Below are 25,561 nucleotides of genomic sequence, written 5' to 3' on the forward strand. Positions count from 1 at the left end.
GAGTCTCCTCGTAAGAATCAGAAGAAATAGGTCACACCCAAGGTGAACCCATTTCCGCTGAAGTCCAGATCCTGACCTCGAACATAGCCGCCGCCTGTCTTGTCGACCTCGGCTTCAAGCGACTGGTAACGCCATTCGAAGAAGACCCGGAGATCCCCCAAAGTGACGTCTAGACCTGCGGCCCCGAAATATCCGGTAGAATCATCCAAGGAGAATCCTTTTTCGCCCGAGAACTGGTAATATCCCCCACCGATCCCGACAAACGGGGAGACCAGTGGAAAGGGAAAACGCAGCATGGCGGTGACTTCCATGGGGACCATGTCCACCGAAGGATCATCGAATTTGAAATACCCGACGCGCCCATCCAAGCCAAAGAAACCAAAAATCTGGCCACGGGCGACGATTCCTCCGCCATGTCCTTCATCCAAATCCTTCGGTTTCCAGTAGGAACCGTATGCTCCCGCCTCAAGCCCCAAGAGCTGTGCCTTGGCAGGGACCAAACAAATCGAAAGAAAACCGAGGACTAAAAGGACTTTTTTCATGAGAGTATAAGAATGGCCCCGCGCCTCGGTAGGCAACCGCAAATAATAGATCCGAGAAATTCGGAAAATCCGCTCTTAGGAGAGGTTGAAATCCCCCGAGGGAGAGGTCGAGTCGTTCCGAGCCGCGATCTTCACAAATCCCCGCTCGAGATCTCCGCCACTCGGATCTTGGTAGACCGACAAACCGAAGCGAGGAAGGGCGGCAATGAAATGGTCAAAAATATCGGCTTGGATGGATTCGTAACGGACCCAATTCGTCGTGGCGGTGAACACGTAGACCTGAATCGGAAGCCCTTTCCCGTCCGGCTCCAGCTGGCGGAAAAGAAAAGTCATATCCTTGCGGATCCGGTCATCCTTGCGGAGATAAGCCTCACAGTAAGCGCGGAAGCAACCGACATTCGTCAATCGCCGTCCATTGACTGGCATGTCCTCGTCGATCTGATTCTCTTCATTCGACTCGTGAATTTCTTTGAGGCGATTTTCCAAATACGGCTTGAGGATTTGGATCCGCTGCAACTCGGCGAGAAGTTCATCATCCACGAAGCGAATGCTCCGCATGTCGATGCGCAATGAACGCTTGATCCGGCGACCACCGGATTCAGACATTCCCCGCCAGTTAATGAACGACTTCGAGATCAGATCGTAGGCCGGAATGCTGGTGATCGTCTTGTCGAAGTTTTGAACTTTAACCGTGGTCAGGGAAACATCGAGAACGTCCCCATTCGCATTGTTCGAGGACATCTCGATCCAGTCACCGGGCCGGACCATATTATTCACCGAAAGCTGAATCCCGGCAACAAACCCGAGGATCGCATCGCGAAAAATCAAAATAAGGACGGCGGTCAAAGCACCGAGCCCTGAGAAAATTAAGAACGGTGTTTTATTGAAAAGGACCGAAACGATGAAGATCAACCCAATCAGGTTCGCGATCAATTTTGTCGCTTGGATAAAGCCCTTGAGGGGAAGATTCTTGGCCCGCGGTGATTGGGCGGCGAGACGGTGGAGGGCATTCAACACCCCATCCAGCACGAAGAGTGAGATAAAGATGAGATAGATGGAGACCGCCGAACTGACCGCACTCTTCACCTTCTCGTGCTCGAAGAGGAAAGGTGTGGAAAAATGGACAACGAGCGCCGGGAGGATGTGCGAGAAACGAGTGATCGCCCCGGATTCCAGGAAGACATCATCACGCTTGGTTTTTGTCCCCTTGATAATGGCGCGAACCACTCGAACCAAAACGTTCTTCCCAATCCAATTGACGACGACACATCCTGCAACCAGAGCAAGAACCTTCGCCGTAACGAGCAAAACTTCCCAAACGTTTCCTTCGACTCCGACCCATAAAAATAAATCCGTAGACGGAGAGGAAGCTGCAGTAGCGGCGGCGATAGAGGCGAACATCTGACTAAACATCAACAGCTCAGTCCTCGTCGTCAACGACAACGGCTTTGCTCTTCAAATCTGCGATCTTGATAATCTCCAAGGCCCTCTCGTGCGTCGCTTCCAAAATGACCGGAGGAGCTTTACCCACATTAAAAGCCTCCTGCCATCGGCTTGCGCACAAGCACCAGTGGTCTCCGGGATTGAGGCCAGGGAATCCCCATTCGGGAATAGCGGTGGAGAGGTCATTTCCACGATCACGCGTGAATTCGAGAAACTCCGCAGTCATAACTGCGCAGACAGCATGCAATCCATAGTCCTCAGTCGGCACCTCACAGGATCCATTCCGGGAAAACCCGGTGATGGGATCGAGACAGCACGGAATCAGGGCCTCGCCCAGGACGTTTTTCTGAATCTCAGCAATCATCTTCTTCAGGCCCCGTGCCTCCTAGGAGGAGACGTTCACATCGTCCTTTTCCATGGTCAGTCCCAGGCCGGAAAGATCGGCGAGGACTTCTTGGAATTGGTTGTTTCTCCACAATGTGTCCAAAGGAATGTTGGTGTTGATCCGGATGAAGTATTGTTCCCCAGTTCCCAGGACCTTCGACTTCAGGAAGTCGCGGACATAGGCATAGGGAGTGGGAAACTGATTGGTTCGCTTCCCGTACTCGTAAGCTTCTCCTCCGACCAGATGCCAGAAATAAACGTACTGCTCATTGCCCTGAATCTCAAATGTGCGCTTTTCCGCGGGCAGTAGGAGGTCATCGCCGCACATATTCTCGACCCGGTGCTCTTTATTGACAATGTCCCAGCCATTCTTCGTCCAGCAGCGATCCGGGGTATGGGCGTTTACATCAACGATCGAGGCGGATCCCGGGGACCAGTAGGCCACATAGACCTCAAAAAACTCTTCGCCGCCCTTTCGCGAGAAATTCCGGTAAACAAAATCGTCCAAGTCGAGAATCGAAGCGGCGCGGGCCTCCACGGATTCCGTCTCGCCCAGCTTTTTATCCTTCACGCTCCAACCTGTGAGCTCAGAGGGAACATACTCCCCCACGTGCGCGCCTCGGCCCTCCTCCACCTCGGCCGTGAAGGGATTATAAAAATTGAAGACGATGAGGACTGCGAGGACCGCAAATCCGAGAAATGGGAATATTTTCTTCATGAGAGAGAGCGGAGGGCACCGAAGTGGTGCGAAAAACGTTTACGAGCGGGGAGATGTGGATAAGAAACTATTGTACAGTATGAAAATACCCGCGATTTTTGCCATTTTTCTTTTCACTTTTTTGGCTGGCTGCTCGACTGCTCCTAAAACAGCGACCAGCCCGGCGGACACGTCTAATTTGATCCACCCTGCGGCCACGATCTACGGGAATAAGGTCATTCACCTGAATCTTCCGAAACGGCTTTCGATGCTCCAAATCCGTCAAGCGATCTTCAACGCGGCCTACCAGGAAGGATGGGAAGCCGTCGACGCAGGGACCGAGGGCGACAGCGGCATGATCCAAGTCAAGAAAACGAGCGTTTTTGCCGAATCGATTTTCACCTTCCTCTTCCAGCAGACCGTCATCGATGGGTACTCGAATTCCTACTCCGTGGACGTAACCGGCAAGCCGACCAAACGCTACACTCCTCCGGTCCGCATCGACAAAATTCGCAAGCGGATCAAGGAGAACCTCCAGAGAGAAATGGCCGGGTATTGAGGGGGATGGCAGGTTAAAGACCTGTGACCCAATGATTGCCAAACGCCACTGATTGGCCCGGAACCCCTCCACCCGCTAGCGCGGATCCCCCTCCCCTGCGATCAAGGGAGGAGTTTGGATTCGGATTCTCCTTCTATTTGCAGGAAGGAAACTCAGAGACGACTGAAAAAAGATTCTTACAAAGAGGATCTCCCTAAACTGCCATTCCGGTAAAAATAGCCCTCTTCCCGAATCGATCTCGTCTCTCTCCGGCTAATCGACGCCGAGAAGCTTTTTCATTCCCGCTAAATCGCGGGTATTGACGACCTCATCGGCAGCTAAACCCGCCTTACGGGCCATATCGACCCCGTATTTCACGTAAGCCAGTCCGGAAGGACGGTGCGCGTCGGGACTTAAGTGAGCCAGTACCCCCTTTTCACGAGCACGGTTCCACTCCCGCCAGTCCATATCCAATCGAACCGGGTGGGCGTTGATCTCGATCCATTTCCCGTTCGCCGCCGCCGCGTCGATCACTTTGGCGAGATCGACGGGATAGGGCTCGCGCTGGAGCAAGAGGCGCCCCGTGGGATGAGCGAGAAAGGTCACGGAAGGATGCTCGAGGGCCCGTACAATCCGCTTCGTCACCGTATCCCGGTCCTGGCCAAACCCTCCCTGGTGGATCGCAGCTACCACATAGTCCATCTCGGCCAGAAGCTCGTCAGAGAAATCGAGTGACCCATCCTTGAGAATATCGCACTCCGTCCCGGCGAAGAGGTGGACCTTAGCCCCACCCTTTTTGTTAAACTCACGAATCTCCTTCACCTGCTCACGAAGCCGCTCTTCGGTCAGGCCATTGGCTTGAAAACTGGAACGGCTGTGATCGGCGATCCCGAGATAATCCCAGCCAAGCTCGTCGGCGGCGGCCGCCATTTCGGCAAGAGTCCCCCGCCCATCGGAAGCCTTCGTGTGGTTATGAAGAGCGCCCCGGACATCGTCCAACTCGATTAGATTCGGGAGATTTCCCGATTCGGCCCATTCGATCTCATCACCGCCTTCGCGCAGTTCCGGGGGAATCCACTCGAGGCCCAAGCGTTCGAACAAACCGGCCTCGTCCGCAACGGATTCGTGATCCCCCTCGCCTCCTTTCTGCAAGAGTCCCCACTCGCTCAGGCTCAACCCCCTCTCGAGGGCTCGCTTGCGCATCATGACATTGTGATCCTTCGATCCGGTAAAATGATGAAGAGCTGCGGGGAATTGGACTTCGGAGACGACCCTGATATCGGCTTGCAGCCCCCCCTCGAAACGGACACTCGATTTCGTCTTCCCGTGGGCGGACACCTCCGTCACCCCCTCTTGCCCGACAAACCAGTCCATGACCGATTCCGGATCCTCAGAAGCGACAATGAAATCCAGATCACCAACCGTTTCTTTGCGGCGCCGCAGACTACCGGCAATCTCCGCCCGCTGAACCGCCTTTAATTTTTTCAAACCTTCCAAGACCGGGAGGGCCACTTCCTCGGCCGAAGAAAGAAGCTGTCGCTGGGAAAACTTCTCCAGATTCTCCAGACCTTTGAGAATCTTTGCCGCACTCTTCTCGCCAAACCCCTTCAAAGCCGCCACTTTGCCGGACTCACAGGCCTCGCGCAACGAGTCCAGGGAGTCCACACCGAGCTCTTGGTTCAGCTTATGGATCGTCTTCCCCCCGAGACCCGAAATGCCAACCATCTCCCGCAACCCCTCCGGGATTTCCTTTTTCAGCTTCTCGTAATACTCGAGCTCTCCGGTTCGAAAGAGGGTTTCGACCTTCTCGGCGAGCGCCTTCCCCACTCCGTCGAGATCCTGCAAGCGTCCCTCCTCGACCAAGGTTTCGAGCGATTCGGAGTTTCGCTCTAGCGCTCGAGCTCCGTTTTCGTAGGCCCGGATTTTGAAAGCGTTCTCTCCTTTGATTTGGAGCAGCACGGCGATCTCCTCCAGAATTTCAACAATCTCATCGCGATCCTTCGGCATAGTTCACCAAATTGTCCATTCCTCGGCGGACAGGCAACCGCATTGCGGGATCGACTCGAGCGATTTCAATCCCACGATCAATGCCATGAAGTTCCTGCTTTATCTCCCCGCCCTTCTCCTTTCTCTGATGCCCGCGGCCGGGCAGACCTTCGGCGTCGATATCGATGTCGACGATCCTCCGGAAGGAATTTTTTCCGAAGAGTGGTCGGAGATGTACATCAACGGGTCGAAAGTCGGCTACACACACACCGTCCTCGAGCGACAAGGAGAAGAGATCCTCACCCTCGAGGATAGCTTCATGAAAATGGGCCGCGGAGATACGGCCATCACCACGATCAGCACGAGCAAAACCCGCGAAAAACTCGACGGCACTCCTATCTCGATGGTCTCCGTGAACCGGGAAGGCCAACGAACCAAGACTCAGAGAGTGAAATTCAGCCCCGATGGCGCCCATGTGGAGACCACCGACAATACCCGCTCCTGGTCACGAGACATCGAGCTCGATCCCGGCTTCGTCCTCAGCTGGAGCTATGTCCGGGAGCTGGAGAAACGAAACCTTCAGCCCGGAGAGACACTCGAAAACCAAATCTACGTCCCGGATCTGGTTCTCGACCGCACGCTTCCAGTTTCGACCACGGTCATCGGCGAGGAAAACGTTACGGTCGACGGGAAAAAGGTCCCTTCGACAAAGATCCAGCAAACCCTGCAGCTCGGATTCCTCCCCTTGAAGCTGACCGCGTGGATTGAGACCGACGGAACTCTCCTGCGCATGAATATGCCACTCGGAGGAATGGACATCACCCTTCTCGGCTCCGATGAAGCCCGAGCAAAGTCCTCCTTTTCCCCGCCCGATCTCTTTACCAATACCCTCATTCCCCTCAATAAAGCCATTCCCGACAACGCCGAGACGGTGACCTTCCTCGTTCAGTCGAACGGCAATATCGTCGAAGGCCTTCCCGACAGTGCCTACCAGAGCGTCAAACGGATCGATCAGGGAACCTTTGAAGTGACCGTCCAGCGGGGTGAACTCCAGTTCGCCGGGAACTCCCCTTTGGACGAAGTTTATCTTCAACCCTCCCCACTCGTCGATTTTGAAGATCCGGCAATCGCCGAGCTCATCGAGAACGCCGGACTGGACGAACTCTCTCCCGAAGATCGGGTCCGCGAGCTTGTCCGCATTGCCGACGAGGCGATCTCGATCAAATCCATGGACATGGGATTCGCCACTGCATCAGAAACTGTGGCCCTCAGCGAGGGCGACTGCACGGAGCATGCCCTCCTCCTCACCGCACTGGGACGGGCGGCCGGCATTCCCACGCGCGGAGCTTCCGGAGTGGTCTACTTTCTCGATGCCGACGGCCAACCCACCATGGGCTATCACATGTGGGCCCAATTCTGGAATGGAAGCCAGTGGCTCGACATCGATGCCGCCTTCGGAACCGCCGAACCCGCTCCGATTCGCATCCTCTTCTCCACCACCGATCTGATGGACCCCTCTCTCACTGAGGACGTCCTTACCTTGTCCCAATATCTGGGACAGACTCAAATAAAAGTGTCCTCGGTCTCGGTGGACCGATAGAAACTTACTCGCTCGTTTCTTTGGGAATCTTGTTGTCCGTGCGGACGAGCAAGACCGGCTCCTTGGTCTTCACCCAGATCCCCTGCTCCTTGAAGTGGCGGGCGGTAACCGTCTCACAAGCCTCACCAATCGTCTCCACCGGGAAACGGCGCCCCTTCGGGGTTGTATTGAACTCGTACGCGGCCCGGATGATCTTGTCCTTGGCCAACTGAGGGCTTTCCCCTTCGGGAATTTGGACTACCCAACCCGTGAGGTCGATGCCTTGCAGCTTGCCCTCGGGGTCCGAGACCATGATCGAAAACTCCTTTTTTACGGGCGGAGCCTTCGGTTCTTCCTCTTTCTCCAACTCCTTATTGATGTCCTCAATGATCTGGCTGACCTGACGGACATCGAGTTCGTTGCGCTGGAGAACACGCTTGAGAAGATCCATTTCAACTTTACGACCGGGCATAGGCTATCAAGCTAGGGTGAAGAATGGGTCCAAAGTCAAGAACCGCTTCTGCAGCGGCCTCCGACTCCAAGAGCTCAAGACTAGACGCGACCGAGGTACGAGCCGTTGTCCGTGCTCACCTTGATGCGGTCTCCCGGCTTGATGAACAGGGGCACTTGAACGGTAATCCCCGTCGTCGTCACTGCGGGCTTCTGCGCGGCACTGGCCGTATCTCCCCGAAGACCCTCGGGAGCTTCCGCCACATCCATTTCCACGGAAGATGGCAGCTGGACCTGCACCGGGCGACCATCCACATGAAGAATGTCATACTCCTGGTTTTCGGTCAGATAGGCCTTCTTGTCTTCCAGCAAATCAAACGGAATCATCGTATCCTCAAAGGTCTCCGGGTGGAGAAAATGATAGCCGTCCTGATCTTCGTAGCTGAACTCGAGGCGCAAATTCTCGGTGTGCATGAACTCCACCGACTCCGTCGAACGGAACTTCTGGGTGGTGGTGGATCCGGTATTGAGGTTGCGGAGCGTAGCCTGAACAAACCCGGCCTGACGGCCCTGGGTGCGGTGAAGCATTTCCAGTACGAGGTGGGGAGCGCTCTGGTAGTCGATGACTCGACCTTTTCGAATTTCGGTTGGTGATGCCATAAACAGGCAAAAGAAACCAGAATCCGCGCCGATGACAAGGGGGAAGAACGGGGAAGTTTCCCTCCTCCCGTCAGCTTTCGGCCTCCGTCATCCATTTTAAACCAGACCCCTTTTTGCAAAGGTTGCGGGGAAATTTGCTTTTCCGGGAAAAGATAGCTTCGCTCCCAGCCATGCCCGAACTTGCGGAAGTGGAATACTACAAGAGGCGCTGGGAGCCGGCGCTCGGCCAAACTGTGCAAAAGATTGACCTGCATGAGAAAAACAGGGTTTTCCGAGGGACGGACACCGAGGATCTGACCAAGAGCTTAACCGGAAGCCAATTCAGCGAAGCGCGGGCCCATGGGAAACAAATGCTTTTCCGATTTGGGGAAGAAGGCTGGCTCGGGGTTCATCTCGGCATGGCCGGAAAGCTCTTCTGTCAGTCTCCCGAGACGTTCGAACCGCACAAACACGACCACTTGGTCATTCACCTCGAACCCAGCGTTCTCATTTTCAGAGATACTCGATATTTTGGCCGGATTCTCTGGCATCGCGGACCGGAGGAACCAGATTGGTGGACTCAGGCCGGGCGCAACCTTCTCGATGATGACTACACCGAAGAGATTTTCCGCGAGAGCCTGAGAAGACGTTCCAAGACTCCCGCCAAATCGCTACTTCTGGACCAGAAACATTTTCCCGGAATCGGGAATTGGATGGCAGACGAGATCCTCTGGCGGGCCGCTGTTCATCCCGAAAAGCGCGGAGGCCAACTGAGCGAAAAAGAGATCTCTGCGCTCTACCAGTGCCTCCGTGAAGTATGTCGCGACGCGATGCGGGTCATTGCCCCTGACTGGTCCGACCCTCCCCAAAGTTGGCTATTTCGTCACCGCTGGAAAGATGGAGGCATTTGCCCGAAAACGGAAAAACCTCTGGCCCGGATTCAGGTAGGCGGACGGACCACCTGCTACTCTCCGGCCCGACAGGGTAAAGCGCCTTAACCCAGCCTGTCCCGAAACGTCTCGTATCCGAAACGCCGCGCGGTTTCGAATTCCCCGTTCTCCCGCAGCACCGCGATGGAGGGAAGCTGAATCCCGTTAAAGGTGGTATTCTTCACCATGGTATAATGACCCATGTCTCCGAATACGATTCGGTCGCCAACCTCGAGAGGTTGATCGAAAGAATATTCTCCGATCACGTCGCCAGCCAGGCAGGTCAGCCCCCCGAGACGATAGGTATAGGGCTTCTCATTGGGCCGAGCGGCTCCGTAGATTTCGGGTCGATAGGGCATTTCGAGGACATCGGGCATGTGCGCCGTGACCGATGTATCCAAAATCACATTGCGACCGTGATTCTCTGTGATATCGAGAACCGTGGTCACCAAGACTCCGGTGTTCAAGCCGAAGGCCTCGCCCGGCTCCAAGTAAACCTTTAGCCCCGTTTTTTCGCGGAACTCCCGAACGATCCGGATGAGTCGATCAATATCATAATCGTCTCGGGTGACGTGATGCCCTCCTCCGAAATTGATCCATTTCAGATGAGGAAAGCACCAGCCAAATTTTTCTACCACAACTGCCAAAGTCCTCTCCAAGGCATCAGAATTATGCTCACAGAGAGTGTGAAAATGCAGGCCGTCGATCCCCTCCAAAGAGGCCTCGGACAACTCTTCCGAGCGGATCCCCAAGCGCGAGCCCGGTGAGCACGGATCATAGAGAGGAGTGTGCCCCTCGGAATGTTCAGGATTCACCCGCAACCCGAAATCGATGGAACCATTTCCCTCCCGGGCAAACTCGATCCAACGATCCTTTTGCGACAGCGAGTTGAAGACCACGTGATTCACCAGGGGCAGGGATACCTCAAAATCCTCTTTGCGGTAGGCCGGCGCAAAGATGTGAACCTCTCCACCCACTTCTTCGCGGGCGAGTTGTGCCTCGTGAGGCGAACTCGCACAGGCCCCATCGACATATTGTCCAACGAGTGGGAGCAGAGGGCGGCAGGCAAAGCCTTTCAGTGCCAGCAACACCGTCGCCCCACTCTCGTCCTTCACCCGGCGCAGCTTCTCGAGATTCTCCCGAAAAGCCCTCTCCACCATGACGTAGGACGGGCTATCCGACTCGCGAAGAATGAGTTTCAGCTCATCGCCAGTCGGAAAGTGAATGGGAATATCGCTCAAACCGGGATCTCCACGCGAGTCCAGGGAAGGCCGTACTGGTTCAAGTCTTCCATGAAAGGATCCGGATCCATTTGCTCCATGTTGAAGACGCCTTCTCCGCTCCACTTTCCGGTAAGCATCATCTTGGCACCGATCATTGCCGGGACGCCAGTCGTGTAGGAGATGGCCTGAGACTTCACCTCCTTGTAGCAATCCTCGTGATTGCAGATGTTGTAGACGTAGACCTTTTTGCGCTCTCCGTCACGAACCCCGTCAGCGATACATCCGATGCAAGTGCGCCCTTTGGTCAATGGACCGAGGCTGGCGGGATCGGGAAGGACGGCTTTGAGGAACTGGAGAGGAATGATCTGCTGCCCCTGATACTCGACCGGATCAATCCGGGTCATCCCGACATTCTGCAAGACCTCGAGGTGCTTCAGATAATTGTCGGAAAAAGTCATCCAGAACCGGGCCGATTTCAGGCCTTGGATGTTCTTGGTCAAAGACTCCAACTCTTCGTGATACATCCGGTAGATGTTCATCGGCCCAATGCCTTCCGGGAAATCGAAGCTATTCTTGGTCGAAAGCGCCGGCGTCTCGACCCACTCCCCATTTTCGAAGTGGCGGCAAGGAGCGGTGACCTCGCGGATATTGATCTCGGGATTAAAGTTGGTCGCGAAGGGCATCCCGTGGTTGCCCGCATTCGCGTCGATGATGTCGAGCTCGTGAATCTCCTCAAAGTCGTGCTTCGCCATCCAGGCGGTGAAGACGTTGGTCACGCCAGGATCGAACCCGGAGCCGAGAAGTGCCATCAAACCCTTCTCCTTAAAACGCTCTTGATATGCCCACTGCCAAGAATACTCAAACTTCGCGGTTTCCGGCGGCTCATAGTTGGCCGTATCGAGGTAATTGACTCCCGCAGCGAGGCAGGCATCCATGATCGAAAGATCCTGATAAGGCAGGGCCACATTGATCACCAGATCCGGCTTCTCCTTCTCGAGAAATGCGGTCAGAGCCGGGACGTCATCGGCATCGATCTGCGCTGTGCGCACGTCGCGGCCAATCTCAGCGGCAATTGCCTTGCACTTCGACTCCGTGCGGCTAGCCAGAACGATTTCTTCGAAAACTTCGGGCACTTGCGCGCACTTGTGAGCGACGACACCGCCGACACCTCCAGCACCAATAATGATCACTTTTGCCATACAACACGGCTAACAGTTTGTAGCCTCTTCGCCAAGAGGAAGAATCGGTTAAATATTCAGCACCGTTACGGAACCGGTACACATGGTAGGCCGCAGAAAAATGGACCACCTAGGAAAGCGGATGGGGCGAAACCTCCTCCGCCTACTCTTCGAAGTAAGTGTAACCGCGCAGCGTATCCTCGAAAGTCTTCACGATCGAACGCCGCTCATCGACATCGATATCTCCCGAGCGCACCGCCCGCTCAACCGACGCACGAAAACGCGAAGAAACCTGCTTCGGGTCGTATTCGACGTAAGAAAGAACGTCGGCAATGGAGTCGCCTTCAATTTCGCGGTCCACTTCAAAATCGCCGCCCTTCCCCATTCTCACGCTCACTACATGAGTATCGCCGAGAAGATTGTGCAGATCGCCCAAAGTCTCTTGGTACGCTCCAACGAGGAAGACCCCGAGCAGATACTTCTCCTGATCCCGCGGTTCGTGAACCGCCAGAGTGCGGCGGATGCGGCCCGATTCGACAAAACGGTCCACTTTCCCATCACAATCACAGGTAATGTCCGAAAGGATCGCCCGGCGGCTCGGCTCCTCGTTGAGACGCTCAATAGGCACAACCGGAAACACTTGGTCAATCGCCCAGGCATCGGGCAGCGACTGAAAGAGGCTGAAATTTCCGTAGTAAATATCGGCGAGGAAAGACTCCAACCCGAGAAGCTCCTCCGGCACCTCGTCCTCATCCATTTGCGAACAAAGCTTCCAAATCTTCGAAAGATTGTCCCAAAAAATTTTCTCTCCGAGACTCCGATCGCGCAGCCCGAGCGCTCCCGCCTGGAAAAGCTGGCGAATCTCGTCCCGGTAGTAGAAGGCATCGTTGTAACACTCCTGCAGATTCTCGTCGTTCAAGGCGCGGCCAACCTCCAGAGAATTGCGAAGCAGGTAGTGCGCATCTTGCGGCACCTCCGACTCGTCAAGATCCGGCTCAAAACGATTCACATCGAGGACGTCGACCAACAAGACGGAATAATAGGCCACGGTCGCCCGGCCGGACTCCGACACGATGGTTGGATGATCCACCTTGGAGAGATCCATCTGGTGCTTCACCGTTTCGATAACGTCGCGGCAATACTCTTGGATCGTGTAGTTCCGACTGCCTCCACTCTTTGATTGGGAGCCCTCATAATCGATCGCCAGCCCCCCACCAATATCGAGCGTCCCCATCGGCGCCCCCTCCTCGATCAGCCCGACGTAAACCCGGCAGGCTTCGGTCAGGGAAGTACGGATATCCCGAATATCCGGAACTTGAGATCCCAAGTGATAGTGCAGGAGCTGCACACAATCGAGATACCCCGATTCCCGGAAGCGATCAATGCAGTCCATCAACTGACCGGCGTTGAGCCCGAAGACACTACGATCCCCACCGGAATCCTTCCAGTGACCACTACCACAAGAGGAAAGGCGAACCCGGACACCAACCTTCGGGCGAATCCCCAACCGCTTGGCCGTCTCGATGATCAGATTGACCTCGATCGGAGTCTCGATGACGAAAACGCAGTCAATCCCGATTCGGCGGGCGTAAAGGCCCAACTCGATAAAGCGCTCATCCTTGTAGCCATTGCAAATGAGGAGATCTCCCGGGTTCTTCAGGTAGGCAAGAGCGGCAATGAGCTCAGCCTTGCTTCCCGCCTCAAGCCCGTGGCCGTATCGGGCGCCATAGGTGCAGACCTCGTCGATCACTTGCTCCTGCTGGTTCACCTTAACCGGGTAGACTCCACGGTATCTTCCTCCGTAGGAATATTCTTCGATCGCCTCGTTAAATCCTGAATTCAGTTCGTGAATCTGCTGGTCGAGCAATTCGGGAAACCGCAGGAGAACGGGCATCGAAATTCCCCGCTTCCGCAATCCCTCTACCACCCTCGGCAAAGAAAGGCGGGATCCATCATTCTCCCCTTTAGGACAGAGGACCACATCCCCCTCCTCAGATACGTCAAAATAACCACCACTCCATTCGCGAACACCATAAAGGGCGGCAGAGTCTTCGGAGGTCCAGGACTGGGAATCCATCTCGGGGGAATTCATTTCTTTCACTCGACAACGATCAGTGCAATCCGACCGGATTCGCAAGCGCTAACACCAATTCCCTTTCCAACCTCAGCTTGCGTCTACGCAATCTATTGATTCCCAACCAAGTTCATCGCCACCTGCAACCAAAGCGGTGTGGTGATCACTGACACCAGCAAGGTGGAAACGACCACTCGGACCGCCACATCCTGACGCCCTCCGTAAAACCCGGTCACGACAACGGGAAACAAACCGGCAGGCATCGCCGCTTGGATGGCAACGACCCGTTTCAGTTCGACGGGAAGAGGGAGAAAATAGGCGGCAGCCAGAAAGAAAACCGGGAGTAACCCCAATCGCAGCAAGCAAGCACCGGTCACGACATTCCAGCCGGAGCGAAACGCATCGCGGGTGAGGAGTCCACCGATCGCACAGCCTGCGAGAATGATTCCCATCGGGACGGCAATCTCGGCGAGATATTCGAGAAACTGCTCTACCCAGTTCGGCAAGGTGGCGTAAATTCCCGAGTAGTTGAGGACGAGAGCGAGAACGAGGGCGATGAGAGGCGGATTGATGACGCGCCGAAAACCTTCGCGATTGAAAATTCCCTGAAGGATCAGGACGCCGACCGTCCAAAAGGCAAGGTCCACGCCGACGTTGTGCACGAAGAGGATGGCCAAGGTCCCGTCATTTTGCCCGTAAAAGGCAAAGACCAACGGAATCGGCAGGTAGCCGTAATTGTAAATTCCGGTGGTGAAGGAGAATGCGCGGCGGCCCTTGCCCAGTTTCAACCGGAACATCGGAGCGCAGATCCATGCGACACCAAAGCCGAGAAGAACGGTGAGAAAACCCGTCGCGATCGACACCCCGACGACTCCTACATTTTCCACGGCAGGCGTCGGCCCCACCGCACCCAGAATCAACGCCGGGTAAAAGATGGTGACGATCACCCGCATCAGAGGGCTCTCCGCCTCAGCGGGCAGGAGGTTGCTCTTGCGGAGGAAGATCCCCAAGCCGACCAGAAGGAACACGGGGAGGGTCACCCCCAGTATTCCAAGAAAAGAGCCGGTCATACTCGGCCGTGAATCTGAGACAAAAACCGATTACCGGATCATTCCGGCAGCCACGGTCTTGTTCGTGAACTCGTCGATCAGGATGAAACTTCCCGTGAAGCGATTGCGTCCGTATGAATCGAAGAACAAGGGCTCCGAAGTGCGGAGCTGGACACGGGCGATGTCGTTCATCCCAATGTTCAGATCCGACTCAATCTTGTGCAGATTGTTGATGTCTACCTTGTACTTGATCCCCTTGACCATCGCCTTCGCCGTCTTCGTCGTGTGGCGGATGATGTACTTCCCGCGGGTCTGCAGAGTGTTATCCGAAGAGAACCAGCAAATCATGGCGTCAATGTCCTGACTCACCTGCGGCTGGTTATTCGGCTTCACGATCATGTCGCCCCGACTGATGTCGATCTCGTTCTCGAGACGGATCGCGACGGACATCGGCGAAAAGGCTTCATCGACTTCCTCTTCGAATCGATCAATTGAGCGGATTTTCGAAGAGAAACCGGAGGGCAACACCGTAACCTCGTCGCCGGGCTTGAAAACCCCGCCGGCGATGCGACCACCATACCCCCGATAATCGTGATACTTCTCGGAATGCGGGCGGATCACCCATTGAACCGGGAAGCGGGCATCGACGTGATTCGCATCCGAACCGATATAGACCGTCTCCAAATGGTAGAGAAGCGGTGAGCCTTCATACCAAGGCATGTTCTCGGAACGACGGACCACATTGTCTCCATGCAAAGCACTGATGGGGATGAAGGTCATCTCCTTGATGTCCAGCCGCGACGCAAAGTCGGAGAACTGCTTCACGATTTCGTTGTAGCGTTCTTCCGAATAGTCGACGAGGTCCATCTTGTTGATGCAGAGGACCACGTGCTCGATACGAAGAAGCGAAGCGATGAAGGAGTGGCGGCAAGTTTGCTCGATCACTCCCTTGCGGGCATCAATGAGGATGATCGCCAGATTTGCGGTCGAGGCCCCCGTCACCATGTTCCGGGTGTATTGAATGTGCCCCGGGGTGTCCGCGATGATGAACTTGCGCTTGGGAGTCGCGAAGTAGCGATAGGCCACGTCGATCGTGATCCCCTGCTCCCGCTCGGCCCGCAATCCATCTGTGAGAAGGGCCAAATTGACATTGGCGTCCCCCCGCTGGTGGCTGCTGCGTTCGATCGCCTCCAACTGATCTTCAAAGATCGTCTTGGTATCGTACATGAGCCGCCCAATGAGCGTGCTCTTACCATCGTCGACACTCCCTGCAGTCGTAAACCGCAGGAGGTCCATATCCATGTATCCGTCGTCAGTAGACATCAAAAATACCCTTCCTTTTTACGATCTTCCATCGCCGATTCGGAACGCTTGTCGTCGGCGCGGCCACCGCGCTCAGTCTGACGAGCCGAGGCAACTTCCTCGATAATCTTTTCCAAAGTGTCAGCAGTCGACTCCACCGCACCGGTGCAGGTGGCGTCGCCCACGGTCCGGAAACGGACGATGCGCTTCTCGGGCTTCTCGTCATCTCGGAGAGTGAGAAACTCGTTGTTGGCGAGAAGAACACCTTCCCGCTCGATCACCTCACGCTCGTGAGAGAAGTAGATCGATGGGATCGGAATCTCTTCGCGGAGGATGTATTGCCACACATCCATCTCGGTCCAATTCGACAACGGGAAGACACGGAAATGCTCCCCTTGCGACTTGCGGGCGTTGAAAAGATTCCAGAGCTCGGGGCGCTGGTTCTTCGGATCCCACTGGCCAAATTCGTCCCGGTGGGAGAAGAAACGTTCCTTCGCGCGGGCCTTTTCCTCGTCGCGACGGGCACCCCCAACGGCGGCATCGAACCGATTTTCCTCAATCGCATCCAGGAGAGTGACGGTCTGCAGCGCGTTGCGGCTAGCATTCGGACCCTTCTCTTCTACGGCACGACCCTGGTCGATCGAATCCTGCACGGAAGCGACGATGAGCTGTCCGCCGATATCCTTGATGAACTGGTCGCGAAACTCGATGGTTTCCGGGAAATTATGGCCGGTATCAACGTGCATGAACGGCATCGGTGGACGCGCGGGCCAGAACGCTTTCTGCGCGAGCCGTGCGACCACGATGGAGTCTTTCCCCCCTGAAAAGAGGATTACCGGCCGCTCGAACTGGGCAGCAGTCTCACGGAGGACGAAAATCGCCTCCGATTCAAGCTGCTCCAAATGACGGATCTTATAAGAGACACTCATGAAAAAGGCGGAGAAAACCAGAACTATGGGTGGGGGAAAAGGAAAAAAGGCCGCCGCTCCCCCGAGAGAACGCGGAATCCTACCGAATAAGAGCCCTATTCCCAGCTTTCATCGACCAAACAAGGCCTTTACGGATCCAGTAGGCAACCCTCCCTATCCGTCGCGTTTCCCTTGGATCTAAACGGAGCTATGAAACAGTTGGCTGGACTCGCTCGCGAAGAATCGTGAGCAAACGCTTGGCGGAGTCTTCGGCGGATTCCGATTCGGTATCGAGAATGATGACGTTTCCGCCCTCAGGCTCTTCAAATCCGGAATCCTTCCCCGTAAATTGCTTCACGCCACCTTGCGCAGCCTTGGCGTAGAGCCCTTTGACATCCCGTCGGGCACACTCCTCGAAAGAGGCTTTGACGTAGACTTCGATAAAATCTTCGGCCCCGACAATCGAACGAGCCATCTCCCGAAGCTCCTTCTTCGGGGTGATAAACGAAGCCAAGGTCACGACACCAGCTTCCTTCAGGAGCTTGGCGACTTCGGAGATCCGGCGAATGTTTTCCAACCGATCCTCATCGGAGAAGCCCAAATTCTGATTCAGCCCACTGCGGATATTATCCCCGTCGAGAATCTGAGTCATTCTCCCGTCTTCGTGCAGAGCGCGTTCGACTAGATTGGCAATGGTGCTCTTACCGGAACCGGAGAGACCGTAGAGCCAGACGACTACTGATCGTTGTCCGAGCAGTCGTTGCTTATCATCCCGTCCCAAAAGACGGTCGAAGACGGGATGAATATTCTCCTGAGACATTGATTACTTCTCGTTCTTGGCGGATTTCCTCGCGATCGCGGCCTTCACGAAAGCCGCGAAAAGCGGGTGCGCCGAGTTCGGCTTCGACTGGAATTCCGGGTGAAACTGGACCCCGACAAACCAAGGATGATCTTCCACTTCGACGATCTCGACCAGGTCCCGCTCGGGATTGCGCCCGGCGACGGCGAGACCAGCCTCGGTGAGTTGATCCCGGTAGGCGTTGTTGTACTCGAAACGGTGGCGGTGGCGTTCCCGTACCATCGGGGCTCCGTAAGCTTTGGCGGCATTCGACCCCTCGACGAGTTCGCAGTCATAGGCTCCGAGGCGCATGGAGGCGCCTTTTACCGTCATCCCCCGCTGCTCTTCCATGAGGTCGATAACCGGGTGCTCGGCCTTGGCGTCAAACTCCGTGCTGTTCGCACCCTCGAGTCCGAGAACGTTGCGAGCATACTCGATGACGGCGACCTGCATTCCGAGGCAAAGGCCTAGGTAGGGTATGCCGTTCTCGCGGGCGAGACGCACGGCTTCGATCTTTCCTTCGATGCCGCGATCACCAAATCCACCCGGAACCAAAATCCCATCCAAATTCTTAAATTCTTCGGGGAACTCACCCTCGAGCGTCTCGGAATCGACCCGGACCACTTCGATACCGCAGTCATTGGCGATCCCGCCGTGGGTGAGCGACTCGTAAACAGACTTATAAGCGTCCTGCAGCTCGATATATTTCCCAACCACCCCGATGCGAACCTGGGTTTGCGGATACTTCAAGCGGCGAACCACATCCTGCCAGACCGCCATTCCCGGACGTTCATCCGGAAGGTGCAGTCCTTTGACGACCAGGGTATCCAAATTTTCGCGCTGCAACATCAGGGGAAGCTCGTAGATCGAGGACTCCACGTCCTGCTCCTCGACGACGGCCGATTGCGGAACGTTGCAGAAAAGACTGAGCTTCTGACGAAGTTCACCCGGAATGGCTTCCTCGGTCCGGCAGATAAGAATATCGGGTTGAATCCCAATCTCGCGCAACTTCGCCACACTCATTTGGCTCGGCTTGCTCTTTAACTCGCCAGCCGCCTTCAGGTAAGGCAGGAGGGTCACATGAATGAAGAGACGGTTCTCGTGGCCAATCTCCAGCGAGAACTGGCGCATCGCTTCCAGGAAAGGTAGCCCCTCGATATCCCCAATCGTTCCACCAATCTCGGTGATGAGGATATCCACATCCTCGCCGGCCGCGTAGATGCGTTCTTTAATCTCGTTGGTCACGTGAGGGATCACCTGCACGGTCTTCCCGAGGTAATCTCCACGACGCTCCTTCTGAATCACTGATTCGTAGATCTGACCGGAGGTCAGGTTATTGAAACGGGAAAGATTGCCGGAGGTGAAACGCTCGTAGTGCCCGAGATCCAGATCCGTCTCGGCTCCATCGTCCAAGACATAGACCTCACCGTGCTGAAACGGGCTCATCGTGCCCGGGTCGACATTCAGGTATGGATCGAACTTCTGGATTCTCACGGAAAAGCCGCGTTGCTCAAGCAACGCCCCTAAAGCAGCCGACGTCAGCCCCTTCCCTAGAGAGGATACCACTCCTCCAGTTACAAAAATAAATTTCCCAGCGGGCGCGCCTGATTTTGCCATGGAACACGCTTTTGCCGAATCGCACAGGGGAACGCAACCCCTAGCGGTCGGTGAATCCAATTTTTTCTCGCCCCCTCCCCAGCCTCAATTTCTCCCAGCCCCCCAGAACCTGCCGATTCCGCCCACTCTCGATACTTCGAAAGTTAAATGTAAAAATGCGTCCAAGCCCCACCAATAGTTGGCCAAACAGGCCTTCTTCCATCTATAAATGCGGCAATGCAAGCTACTTGGTCCCATGATTTCTCCATCTTTCTTGAGAGAATTTTCGGGGAGCCCCAGGGCTCGACGCCTTTTATGATCATTGGCGTCATCGCTCTCGGCAGCCTCGTTTTCTTCGCGTGGATGATCACCAACCTCATCTGCTCCCATCGCAAGGGCATTTTTGCCTCCTTTTTCTCCCAAGCCATTCCCGGCTTCGCCGCGATCTTTGGTTGGATCGCCCTTCACCGCCACGTCGGTCCTCGACTCGAAGGAGAAGGATTGCAAACGCTCGTGCCGATCGTCGGCGCGATTCTGATCGGAATGGTAGCCAGTTTGCTCACCTCCCGGAAAATCCTCGGCATTTCCGGCTCGAGCTCCATCGTCACCAACTTCCTGACCTACGCCTGCGTTCTCGGCATGATCTTCCTCGGCGGATCGCTGGTTCGCGAGATGGATTCCAGCCTCCACACGTTGGAACACGAGAAGGCCCAACGCGAAACCGACACTCAGAACATCCTGCAACAGAATGTGACGAAATCCTCGTCGCTAAAGAGAAACTAGACTCTCTGACTCCCCTCCGATTCCTTGCCGGGAAAAGACCCCGCCCTCAACTGCGAGCGGCCAACACTTCGGCAAACGGCACCTCGGCACATTTCCCGAACCATGCATTCCCCCGCAGTCCCCGAACCGCGGAAACCGCCGGGGAGCTGAGTCCGCACAAAAAACGAGCTTGCTGCCGCGGACGCCCCAACGCCTCCGGATGAGCCGCAACCAAGTCTTCAAAACCATCGAGGGCCAAACTTTCGATTCCCGGACTCCGCCGTGGTGGGATCGGTTCCGGGGTATCTCCCAGACAATTTCCACAATGCCCACAGTCGGCGATACTCTCCCCGAAGTACTCCAATAACATTGCGGTGAGACATCCGGGCTCCTCAGCATACTCCAGCATGAGGCCGATTCGTTCGATCTCCATCCGTTCGTGCGTTTCGAAACTTGCGGCCAGCTCCTCCGCAAGAAGAGCCGGGTCCGGCTCCTCCGCCAGCAGCTGGAAACGCTGCCGGTAACCTGCCAACTGCAGATCCGCCAATCCCTTCGTCTGCAAACTTTCCAAAGCCCGCAACACCACCGCTCGGTCCTGACCCGTCGCTTCAACCGCCCGATCCATATCGAGGGTCACCCATTTCTTTGCTTTAGCGCAGCAGGCAAAGAGCTTCCGCAGAAAACTCGCTTGGCCCTCGGAATACTCGCCGAGCATGGCCTGACTGTCCACCTTCGGGGCAAATCGGACACTCCCGTAATAATGTCCCTCCGAACGGATCACTCCGGCCAATTCCAGACGAGTCAGCAAGGTGCTGATGACGAGCGGGCGCATATCGAACCGCCGGGCAAGATCCGTGACGGCCAGATCGATGCTGGGTCCCTGCATGAGCAACTCGCCGAGCAGATTCTCCAGATTCACCGGATCAGGGGTGTCCCCATAGACAAAATTCTCCAAGGTGGTGACGTCATCGCCACAGGCAAAAAGCTCACAGACCGACGGCTTCCCGTCGCGCCCCGCTCGCCCGATCTCCTGCATGTAGCTCTCAAATCCTTTCGCCAGATGGTAATGGTAAATATATCGAATGTCGGCCTTATCGATCCCCATCCCGAAGGCAATCGTGGCACAAATGATCTGCACATCGCCCCGCATAAAGGCCTCCTGGGTCGAGCTACGTTTTTCCGCCGCCATCCCGGCATGGTAGGGCTCCGCGTTGAAGCCCGCCTCCTTCAATGAGGCAGCAACCTCCTCTGCATGCCGCTGGAGACTCACGTAGACAATGGTCGCTCCCGCTGGTCGGTCCCGCAGACGCTGGAGAAGCAGATCCGGCCGAACTTCATCCGCGCAGGCCGTGACCCGCAACTCGAGATTGGCCCGGTAAAACCCCGTATTGATGATGTCCTCGGGAGCGATCCCAAAGGCCGCCGCCATATCCGCCGACACCTTGGGCGTGGCCGTCGCGGTGAGAGCGAGCACTCTCTCCACCTCCAAAGACTTGGCGGCATCGGCCAGCTTCAAGTAATCGGGACGAAAATTGTGCCCCCACGCCGAAATGCAATGAGCCTCATCCACCGCGAGGAGGCTGATCCGCTGCCCCCGAATCAAACTGAGAAACCTCTCGTTCCCCAAACGCTCCGGAGCGACGAAAAGAAGCCCGACCTCCCCCGCCCGGATCTCCGCGGTCACACGACGGTAGTCCTCCTCGTCCAAACTCGAATCGAGACGCTCGGCCCGCACCCCTTTGGCGCGGAGACTGTCGATCTGATCCTTCATCAAGGCCAAGAGCGGGGAGATGACCAGAGTCAGCCCCGGCAGTAAGAGCGAAGGGAGTTGATAACAGAGACTCTTGCCCGAGCCCGTGGGAAAGATGGCGGCCGCCCCCTTCCCCGCAAGCAAACGATCGATCACCTCCTGCTGGCCCGGTCGAAATTCCTCAAATCCAAAGCGTTCACGGAGTAAAGACAGGGAATCGTTCGCATCGGACATCCTCTTACCCTCTGAAAGTTCACGTCCACACCGCAAGCGTCGACTCCCGAACCGCGACCCCACGGACAATAAAATGGGCTCGTCTTCCCCATACGGAGCGTGAGAACATCGCCTCCACTATGAATGAATGGAAAACTGAGCTGAATTCTTTCCTCGAGATGATCTTCAACGCCCCCTACGGAACGAAACCGTTCTGGGTCTCGGCAGGCATTGCTCTCGGCGTCCTTCTAATTTTTGGCTGGCTCATCTCCAATTTCATTTTCTCCGCGAAACGGGGCATGATCATCTCCTTTATCGCAAATCTCCTCCCCGGTGCCGCCGCCATCGCGGGCTGGATCGCCGTCACTCTTTACGCCGTTCCCGAGCTCAACGCCGGTCCGGTGCGGGACTATCTCCCCCTCGCCGGGGCGATTCTGGCTGGCTTTCTCGCCACCATGATCTTCTCCCGGTTTATACTCGGAATTACTGAAGGCAAAGTCTTCATCTCGATGATCATGACCTATGCCTGCGTGGCCGGAGCGATCTTCATCGGCGGGTCTCTTGTGAAGAACGTAGACTCAGGCCTCGAAAGCCTCGAGAACAAGCAGAACGAGCGTCAGCAAGAATCGGATTCGATTCTCCAATACTGACCCGCCTCATCGCATCCACCACAAACCGCAAAAATCCCCTCGTCAGACGGCCAGTGAGCCCGTAGACGTGAATCTTCCATGGCGAAAAAACAGAGAACCGCGATTGAGCCCACCCGGGCTGAGAATTATCCCGAATGGTATCAGCAAGTCATCAAAGCTGCTGATCTAGCCGAAAACAGCCCGGTGCGTGGCTGCATGGTCATCAAGCCGTGGGGATACGGTCTCTGGGAAAATATCCAGAAGGTTCTCGACCGGATGTTTAAAGAGACGGGCCACGAGAACGCCTACTTTCCTCTCTTCATCCCGCGCAGTTTTCTCCAGAAAGAGGCCGAGCACGTCGACGGATTTGCCAAAGAGTGTGCGGTCGTCACCCACTCTCGTCTTGAAGCCGATGAAAACGGCGTTCTCCAGCCCACCGGCGAACTCGAAGAACCTCTGATTGTCCGGCCCACCTCCGAAACCATTATCGGGGAAATGTATTCGAAATGGGTCCAGTCCTATCGAGACCTGCCCATCCTCATCAACCAATGGGCCAACGTTGTCCGTTGGGAAATGCGGACCCGCCTCTTCCTGCGCACGGCAGAGTTCCTCTGGCAAGAAGGCCACACGGTTCACGCAACCCAGGAAGAAGCCGTCGAAGAAACTCTCAAGATGCTCGACGTCTACGAGACCTTCGCCCGCGACTATCTGGCCGTCCCCGTGATTAAGGGAGAGAAGACCGCCGCCGAACGTTTCCCAGGGGCCGTCTCGACGTACAGCATTGAGGCCATGATGCAGGACCGCAAGGCACTCCAGGCCGGCACCTCCCATTTCCTCGGGCAGAATTTTGCAAAATCCAGCGAGATCAAATTCCTCAGTTCGGAGGGTCAGGAAGAATACGCCTGGACCACGTCTTGGGGCGTTTCGACCCGCCTCGTTGGGGCGATGATCATGGTCCACAGCGACGACGACGGCCTCGTGCTGCCGCCCAAGCTGGCACCGCGACACGTCGTCATCATTCCCGTCATCCCCAAGGAAGAGCACCGCGACGCGGTGACCGACTATTGTCGCAAGCTGCAGGGCGAGCTTCTCGGCTGCAACTACGGCGATCAACCCTTGCGGGTCGAGCTCGACGAGCGCGACATGCGCGGTGGCGAAAAAGTCTGGGGATGGGTCAAAAAGGGCGTCCCGGTTCGCCTCGAAGTGGGCCCCCGCGATGTCGAAAACGACGCCGTATTCCTCGGCCGCCGCGACAAAGCTGCCAAGGACCGCCAGACCGTCTCCCGCAAAGATTTGCTCCAGTCGATTGAAGGGATTTTGGGAGATATCCACGAAGCCCTTTACCAGCGCGCCCTCAAATTCCAAAAGGAGAACACCAAGCGTATCGAAACCAAAGAGGAATTCTATTCTTGGTTCGCCAACGAAAAGGAATCTGGATTCGTCATCTGCCCTTGGGCCGGAAGCGCCGAGCTCGAAAAGGAAATTTCAACCGAAACGAAGGTCACCATTCGTTGTATTCCGATGGACGAGAAGAAAACAGGCACCTGCCCCTTCACCGGAACAGAGAACGCACCAATGGCCGTCTTTGCTCGGTCTTATTGAGTCGCGCGAAAGGGAACCGATTCCCTCTTAAAGGGCATCCCCATCTCTTCCACCTTCAGCCCAGCATCATAAGGCTGCTTTCGCTTGAGACGCCCTGATGCCGGAATTCTCTTCCGGCGCAGCTTCGATGAATTGCCAAACGGCCGATCCTACGGGGCGGACTCAAGTCCGCGCTCCACGGGAAAATGGTGCTCGTGATTGCTGATCTTGGCGTGAGTTCCTGCGAATAAACGAAATCGCACCGCATTTGCCCAACCGGGGTAGAATCCGATAACGGGAATCCTTACGCAGACGGCTTCAAACCCGTCGCCAGAAGAGTAACGAAGCCAGGCTCCTGCTCTTCGCGTGAAACGGGGGTCACTTCAACCGAACGAAATCCGGCGTCCCGGAGGAACTGATACAGTTCGTTCTCAGAGAAACCGAGCCACTTGTCAGCATACAACTCGCGGGCCTTTTCAAAATTGTGTTCGTCAAGGTCCAAAACGGCCAGACGCCCGCCCGGCTTGAGGATGCGGAATGCTTCCGAAATGGCTTGTTTCGGCTTCTCGGCGTGGTGAAGGGCTTGGCTAAGAATAGCCAGATCGACCGAGCCGTCCTTCATCGGCACGTCCTCGATATCACCGAGTTTATACTGGAGATTCTTCAGTCCGTTCTTCTCGGCCAATTCCTTACCGACCTCCACCATCCGCGGAGAGCTGTCGATGCAGAAGACCTTCTCGGCGTTACGCGCCAGAAGTTGCGAGATCATCCCCTCTCCGGCCCCAAGGTCGGCGACGCGAATCCGGGGCGAAAGCAGGAGGAGAAAGTGCCCCAACGCCTGCCACGATCTCCCCGGGCAGTAGCTTCGGCCCAGTCGGCCAGCGACGAGATTGAAGTACTTTTCCGCGACCTGTTTCCGCCGTGCGAGAATCCGCTCGAGGTTGCGGGCATCCTCCGCGAAAAGATCGTCTTCTTCGGCCACCGCCAAAGCGGAATCGACGAGATTTCTCACCGATCCGCCGAGAGACGGGTTCAGCCCGTAGAAGGAATGCTTCCCCTCCCGACGATCCGAAACCAAGTTGCCTTGGCGCAGTAGACCGAGGTGAGAAGAAATTCTCGACTGACCCATCCCGAGGATCTCCTGCAGCTCCGCTACAGTGAGTTCCTCCCGACGAACCAGAGAGAGAATACGAGCCCGAGTAGGCTCGGAAAGCAGGCGAAGAGTTTCCCAACCTTCCGCCATGGCTTCCCTCCTACTCGAAAATAGACCT

General features: G+C 56.0%; 23 protein-coding genes. 6 read left to right on the top strand and 17 right to left on the bottom strand.

Annotated elements, in window-relative coordinates:
* Positions 1 to 17: 17 nt before the first annotated feature.
* From H5P30_RS03960 to H5P30_RS03975, 4 genes are all read right to left on the bottom strand, one after another.
* Positions 18 to 542 carry a hypothetical protein gene (locus H5P30_RS03960; protein WP_185691662.1) on the bottom strand — a complete coding sequence of 175 codons (525 nt, stop codon included), beginning with the start codon at positions 540 to 542 and terminating at the stop codon, positions 18 to 20.
* Between the two features lie 75 nt (positions 543 to 617).
* A complete protein-coding gene (locus tag H5P30_RS03965) occupies positions 618 to 1,943 on the bottom strand; it encodes a mechanosensitive ion channel family protein (RefSeq protein WP_185691663.1) in 1,326 nt (441 codons plus the stop codon).
* Between the two features lie 19 nt (positions 1,944 to 1,962).
* On the bottom strand, positions 1,963 to 2,349 hold the full coding sequence (locus tag H5P30_RS03970) for a DUF2237 family protein (RefSeq protein ID WP_185691664.1): 387 nt from the start codon (positions 2,347 to 2,349) through the stop codon (positions 1,963 to 1,965).
* Between the two features lie 21 nt (positions 2,350 to 2,370).
* Positions 2,371 to 3,087, bottom strand: coding sequence for an exosortase-associated EpsI family protein (locus tag H5P30_RS03975; protein WP_185691665.1), 717 nt, complete (start codon positions 3,085 to 3,087; stop codon positions 2,371 to 2,373).
* 79 nt (positions 3,088 to 3,166) lie between these two features.
* On the opposite strand from H5P30_RS03975, the gene H5P30_RS03980 reads away from it, so the two are divergent.
* Positions 3,167 to 3,625, top strand: coding sequence for a hypothetical protein (locus tag H5P30_RS03980; RefSeq protein WP_185691666.1), 459 nt, complete (start codon positions 3,167 to 3,169; stop codon positions 3,623 to 3,625).
* Positions 3,626 to 3,877: 252 nt separating this feature from the next.
* On the opposite strand, the gene polX is transcribed toward H5P30_RS03980, so the two are convergent.
* Positions 3,878 to 5,611, bottom strand: a complete 1,734-nt coding sequence (gene polX, locus H5P30_RS03985) for a DNA polymerase/3'-5' exonuclease PolX (RefSeq protein WP_185691667.1) — start codon at positions 5,609 to 5,611, stop codon at positions 3,878 to 3,880.
* Positions 5,612 to 5,696: 85 nt separating this feature from the next.
* Here polX and H5P30_RS03990 point away from each other — a divergent pair, with 85 nt between their 5' ends.
* Positions 5,697 to 7,190: a transglutaminase-like domain-containing protein gene (locus H5P30_RS03990; RefSeq protein ID WP_185691668.1), complete on the top strand. Its 1,494-nt coding sequence runs from the start codon at positions 5,697 to 5,699 to the stop codon at positions 7,188 to 7,190.
* A gap of 4 nt (positions 7,191 to 7,194) precedes the next feature.
* Here the strand turns inward: H5P30_RS03990 and H5P30_RS03995 are convergent, their stop codons facing one another.
* Both H5P30_RS03995 and efp read right to left on the bottom strand, forming a co-directional pair.
* Positions 7,195 to 7,641 (bottom strand): hypothetical protein, encoded by a 447-nt coding sequence (locus H5P30_RS03995; protein ID WP_185691669.1) that lies wholly within the window; start codon positions 7,639 to 7,641, stop codon positions 7,195 to 7,197.
* A gap of 80 nt (positions 7,642 to 7,721) precedes the next feature.
* Positions 7,722 to 8,279: an elongation factor P gene (efp, locus tag H5P30_RS04000; RefSeq protein ID WP_185691670.1), complete on the bottom strand. Its 558-nt coding sequence runs from the start codon at positions 8,277 to 8,279 to the stop codon at positions 7,722 to 7,724.
* Between the two features lie 170 nt (positions 8,280 to 8,449).
* Between efp and H5P30_RS04005 the strand changes: the two genes are divergently transcribed.
* Positions 8,450 to 9,256: an Fpg/Nei family DNA glycosylase gene (locus tag H5P30_RS04005; RefSeq protein ID WP_185691671.1), complete on the top strand. Its 807-nt coding sequence runs from the start codon at positions 8,450 to 8,452 to the stop codon at positions 9,254 to 9,256.
* On the opposite strand, the gene nspC is transcribed toward H5P30_RS04005, so the two are convergent.
* From nspC to pyrG, 8 genes are all read right to left on the bottom strand, one after another.
* On the bottom strand, positions 9,253 to 10,428 hold the full coding sequence (gene nspC, locus H5P30_RS04010; protein WP_221774273.1) for a carboxynorspermidine decarboxylase: 1,176 nt from the start codon (positions 10,426 to 10,428) through the stop codon (positions 9,253 to 9,255). The genes H5P30_RS04005 and nspC overlap by 4 nt on opposite strands.
* Positions 10,425 to 11,609: a saccharopine dehydrogenase family protein gene (locus H5P30_RS04015; RefSeq protein ID WP_185691672.1), complete on the bottom strand. Its 1,185-nt coding sequence runs from the start codon at positions 11,607 to 11,609 to the stop codon at positions 10,425 to 10,427. Before H5P30_RS04015 ends, nspC begins: the two co-directional genes overlap by 4 nt.
* 142 nt (positions 11,610 to 11,751) lie before the next feature.
* Positions 11,752 to 13,680, bottom strand: a complete 1,929-nt coding sequence (gene speA / locus H5P30_RS04020; protein WP_185691673.1) for a biosynthetic arginine decarboxylase — start codon at positions 13,678 to 13,680, stop codon at positions 11,752 to 11,754.
* Between the two features lie 92 nt (positions 13,681 to 13,772).
* Complete coding sequence (locus H5P30_RS04025; RefSeq protein ID WP_185691674.1) at positions 13,773 to 14,732, bottom strand: AEC family transporter; 960 nt, start codon at positions 14,730 to 14,732, stop codon at positions 13,773 to 13,775.
* Between the two features lie 30 nt (positions 14,733 to 14,762).
* Complete coding sequence (locus H5P30_RS04030; protein ID WP_185691675.1) at positions 14,763 to 16,034, bottom strand: sulfate adenylyltransferase subunit 1; 1,272 nt, start codon at positions 16,032 to 16,034, stop codon at positions 14,763 to 14,765.
* Positions 16,034 to 16,942: a sulfate adenylyltransferase subunit CysD gene (gene cysD, locus H5P30_RS04035; RefSeq protein ID WP_185691676.1), complete on the bottom strand. Its 909-nt coding sequence runs from the start codon at positions 16,940 to 16,942 to the stop codon at positions 16,034 to 16,036. The genes H5P30_RS04030 and cysD overlap by 1 nt, the downstream gene beginning before the upstream one ends.
* A gap of 187 nt (positions 16,943 to 17,129) precedes the next feature.
* Positions 17,130 to 17,741, bottom strand: coding sequence for an adenylyl-sulfate kinase (cysC, locus tag H5P30_RS04040; protein ID WP_185691677.1), 612 nt, complete (start codon positions 17,739 to 17,741; stop codon positions 17,130 to 17,132).
* 3 nt (positions 17,742 to 17,744) lie between these two features.
* Positions 17,745 to 19,376 carry a CTP synthase gene (gene pyrG / locus H5P30_RS04045; protein ID WP_185691678.1) on the bottom strand — a complete coding sequence of 544 codons (1,632 nt, stop codon included), beginning with the start codon at positions 19,374 to 19,376 and terminating at the stop codon, positions 17,745 to 17,747.
* 216 nt (positions 19,377 to 19,592) lie between these two features.
* Between pyrG and H5P30_RS04050 the strand changes: the two genes are divergently transcribed.
* Positions 19,593 to 20,138, top strand: coding sequence for a hypothetical protein (locus H5P30_RS04050; RefSeq protein WP_185691679.1), 546 nt, complete (start codon positions 19,593 to 19,595; stop codon positions 20,136 to 20,138).
* Positions 20,139 to 20,184: 46 nt separating this feature from the next.
* Here the strand turns inward: H5P30_RS04050 and H5P30_RS04055 are convergent, their stop codons facing one another.
* A complete protein-coding gene (locus H5P30_RS04055) occupies positions 20,185 to 22,101 on the bottom strand; it encodes a RecQ family ATP-dependent DNA helicase (RefSeq protein ID WP_185691680.1) in 1,917 nt (638 codons plus the stop codon).
* A 119-nt stretch (positions 22,102 to 22,220) separates the two neighbouring features.
* On the opposite strand from H5P30_RS04055, the gene H5P30_RS04060 reads away from it, so the two are divergent.
* Both H5P30_RS04060 and proS read left to right on the top strand, forming a co-directional pair.
* Positions 22,221 to 22,730 carry a hypothetical protein gene (locus H5P30_RS04060; RefSeq protein WP_185691681.1) on the top strand — a complete coding sequence of 170 codons (510 nt, stop codon included), beginning with the start codon at positions 22,221 to 22,223 and terminating at the stop codon, positions 22,728 to 22,730.
* A 78-nt stretch (positions 22,731 to 22,808) separates the two neighbouring features.
* On the top strand, positions 22,809 to 24,311 hold the full coding sequence (gene proS, locus H5P30_RS04065; RefSeq protein WP_185691682.1) for a proline--tRNA ligase: 1,503 nt from the start codon (positions 22,809 to 22,811) through the stop codon (positions 24,309 to 24,311).
* Between the two features lie 283 nt (positions 24,312 to 24,594).
* Here proS and H5P30_RS04070 read toward each other — a convergent pair whose 3' ends face one another.
* Positions 24,595 to 25,533 carry an ArsR/SmtB family transcription factor gene (locus tag H5P30_RS04070; protein ID WP_185691683.1) on the bottom strand — a complete coding sequence of 313 codons (939 nt, stop codon included), beginning with the start codon at positions 25,531 to 25,533 and terminating at the stop codon, positions 24,595 to 24,597.
* Positions 25,534 to 25,561 lie beyond the last annotated feature (28 nt).

Origin of the sequence: Puniceicoccus vermicola (assembly GCF_014230055.1) — a bacterium.
In the GTDB taxonomy this organism is placed as follows: Bacteria; Verrucomicrobiota; Verrucomicrobiia; order Opitutales; family Puniceicoccaceae; genus Puniceicoccus; species Puniceicoccus vermicola.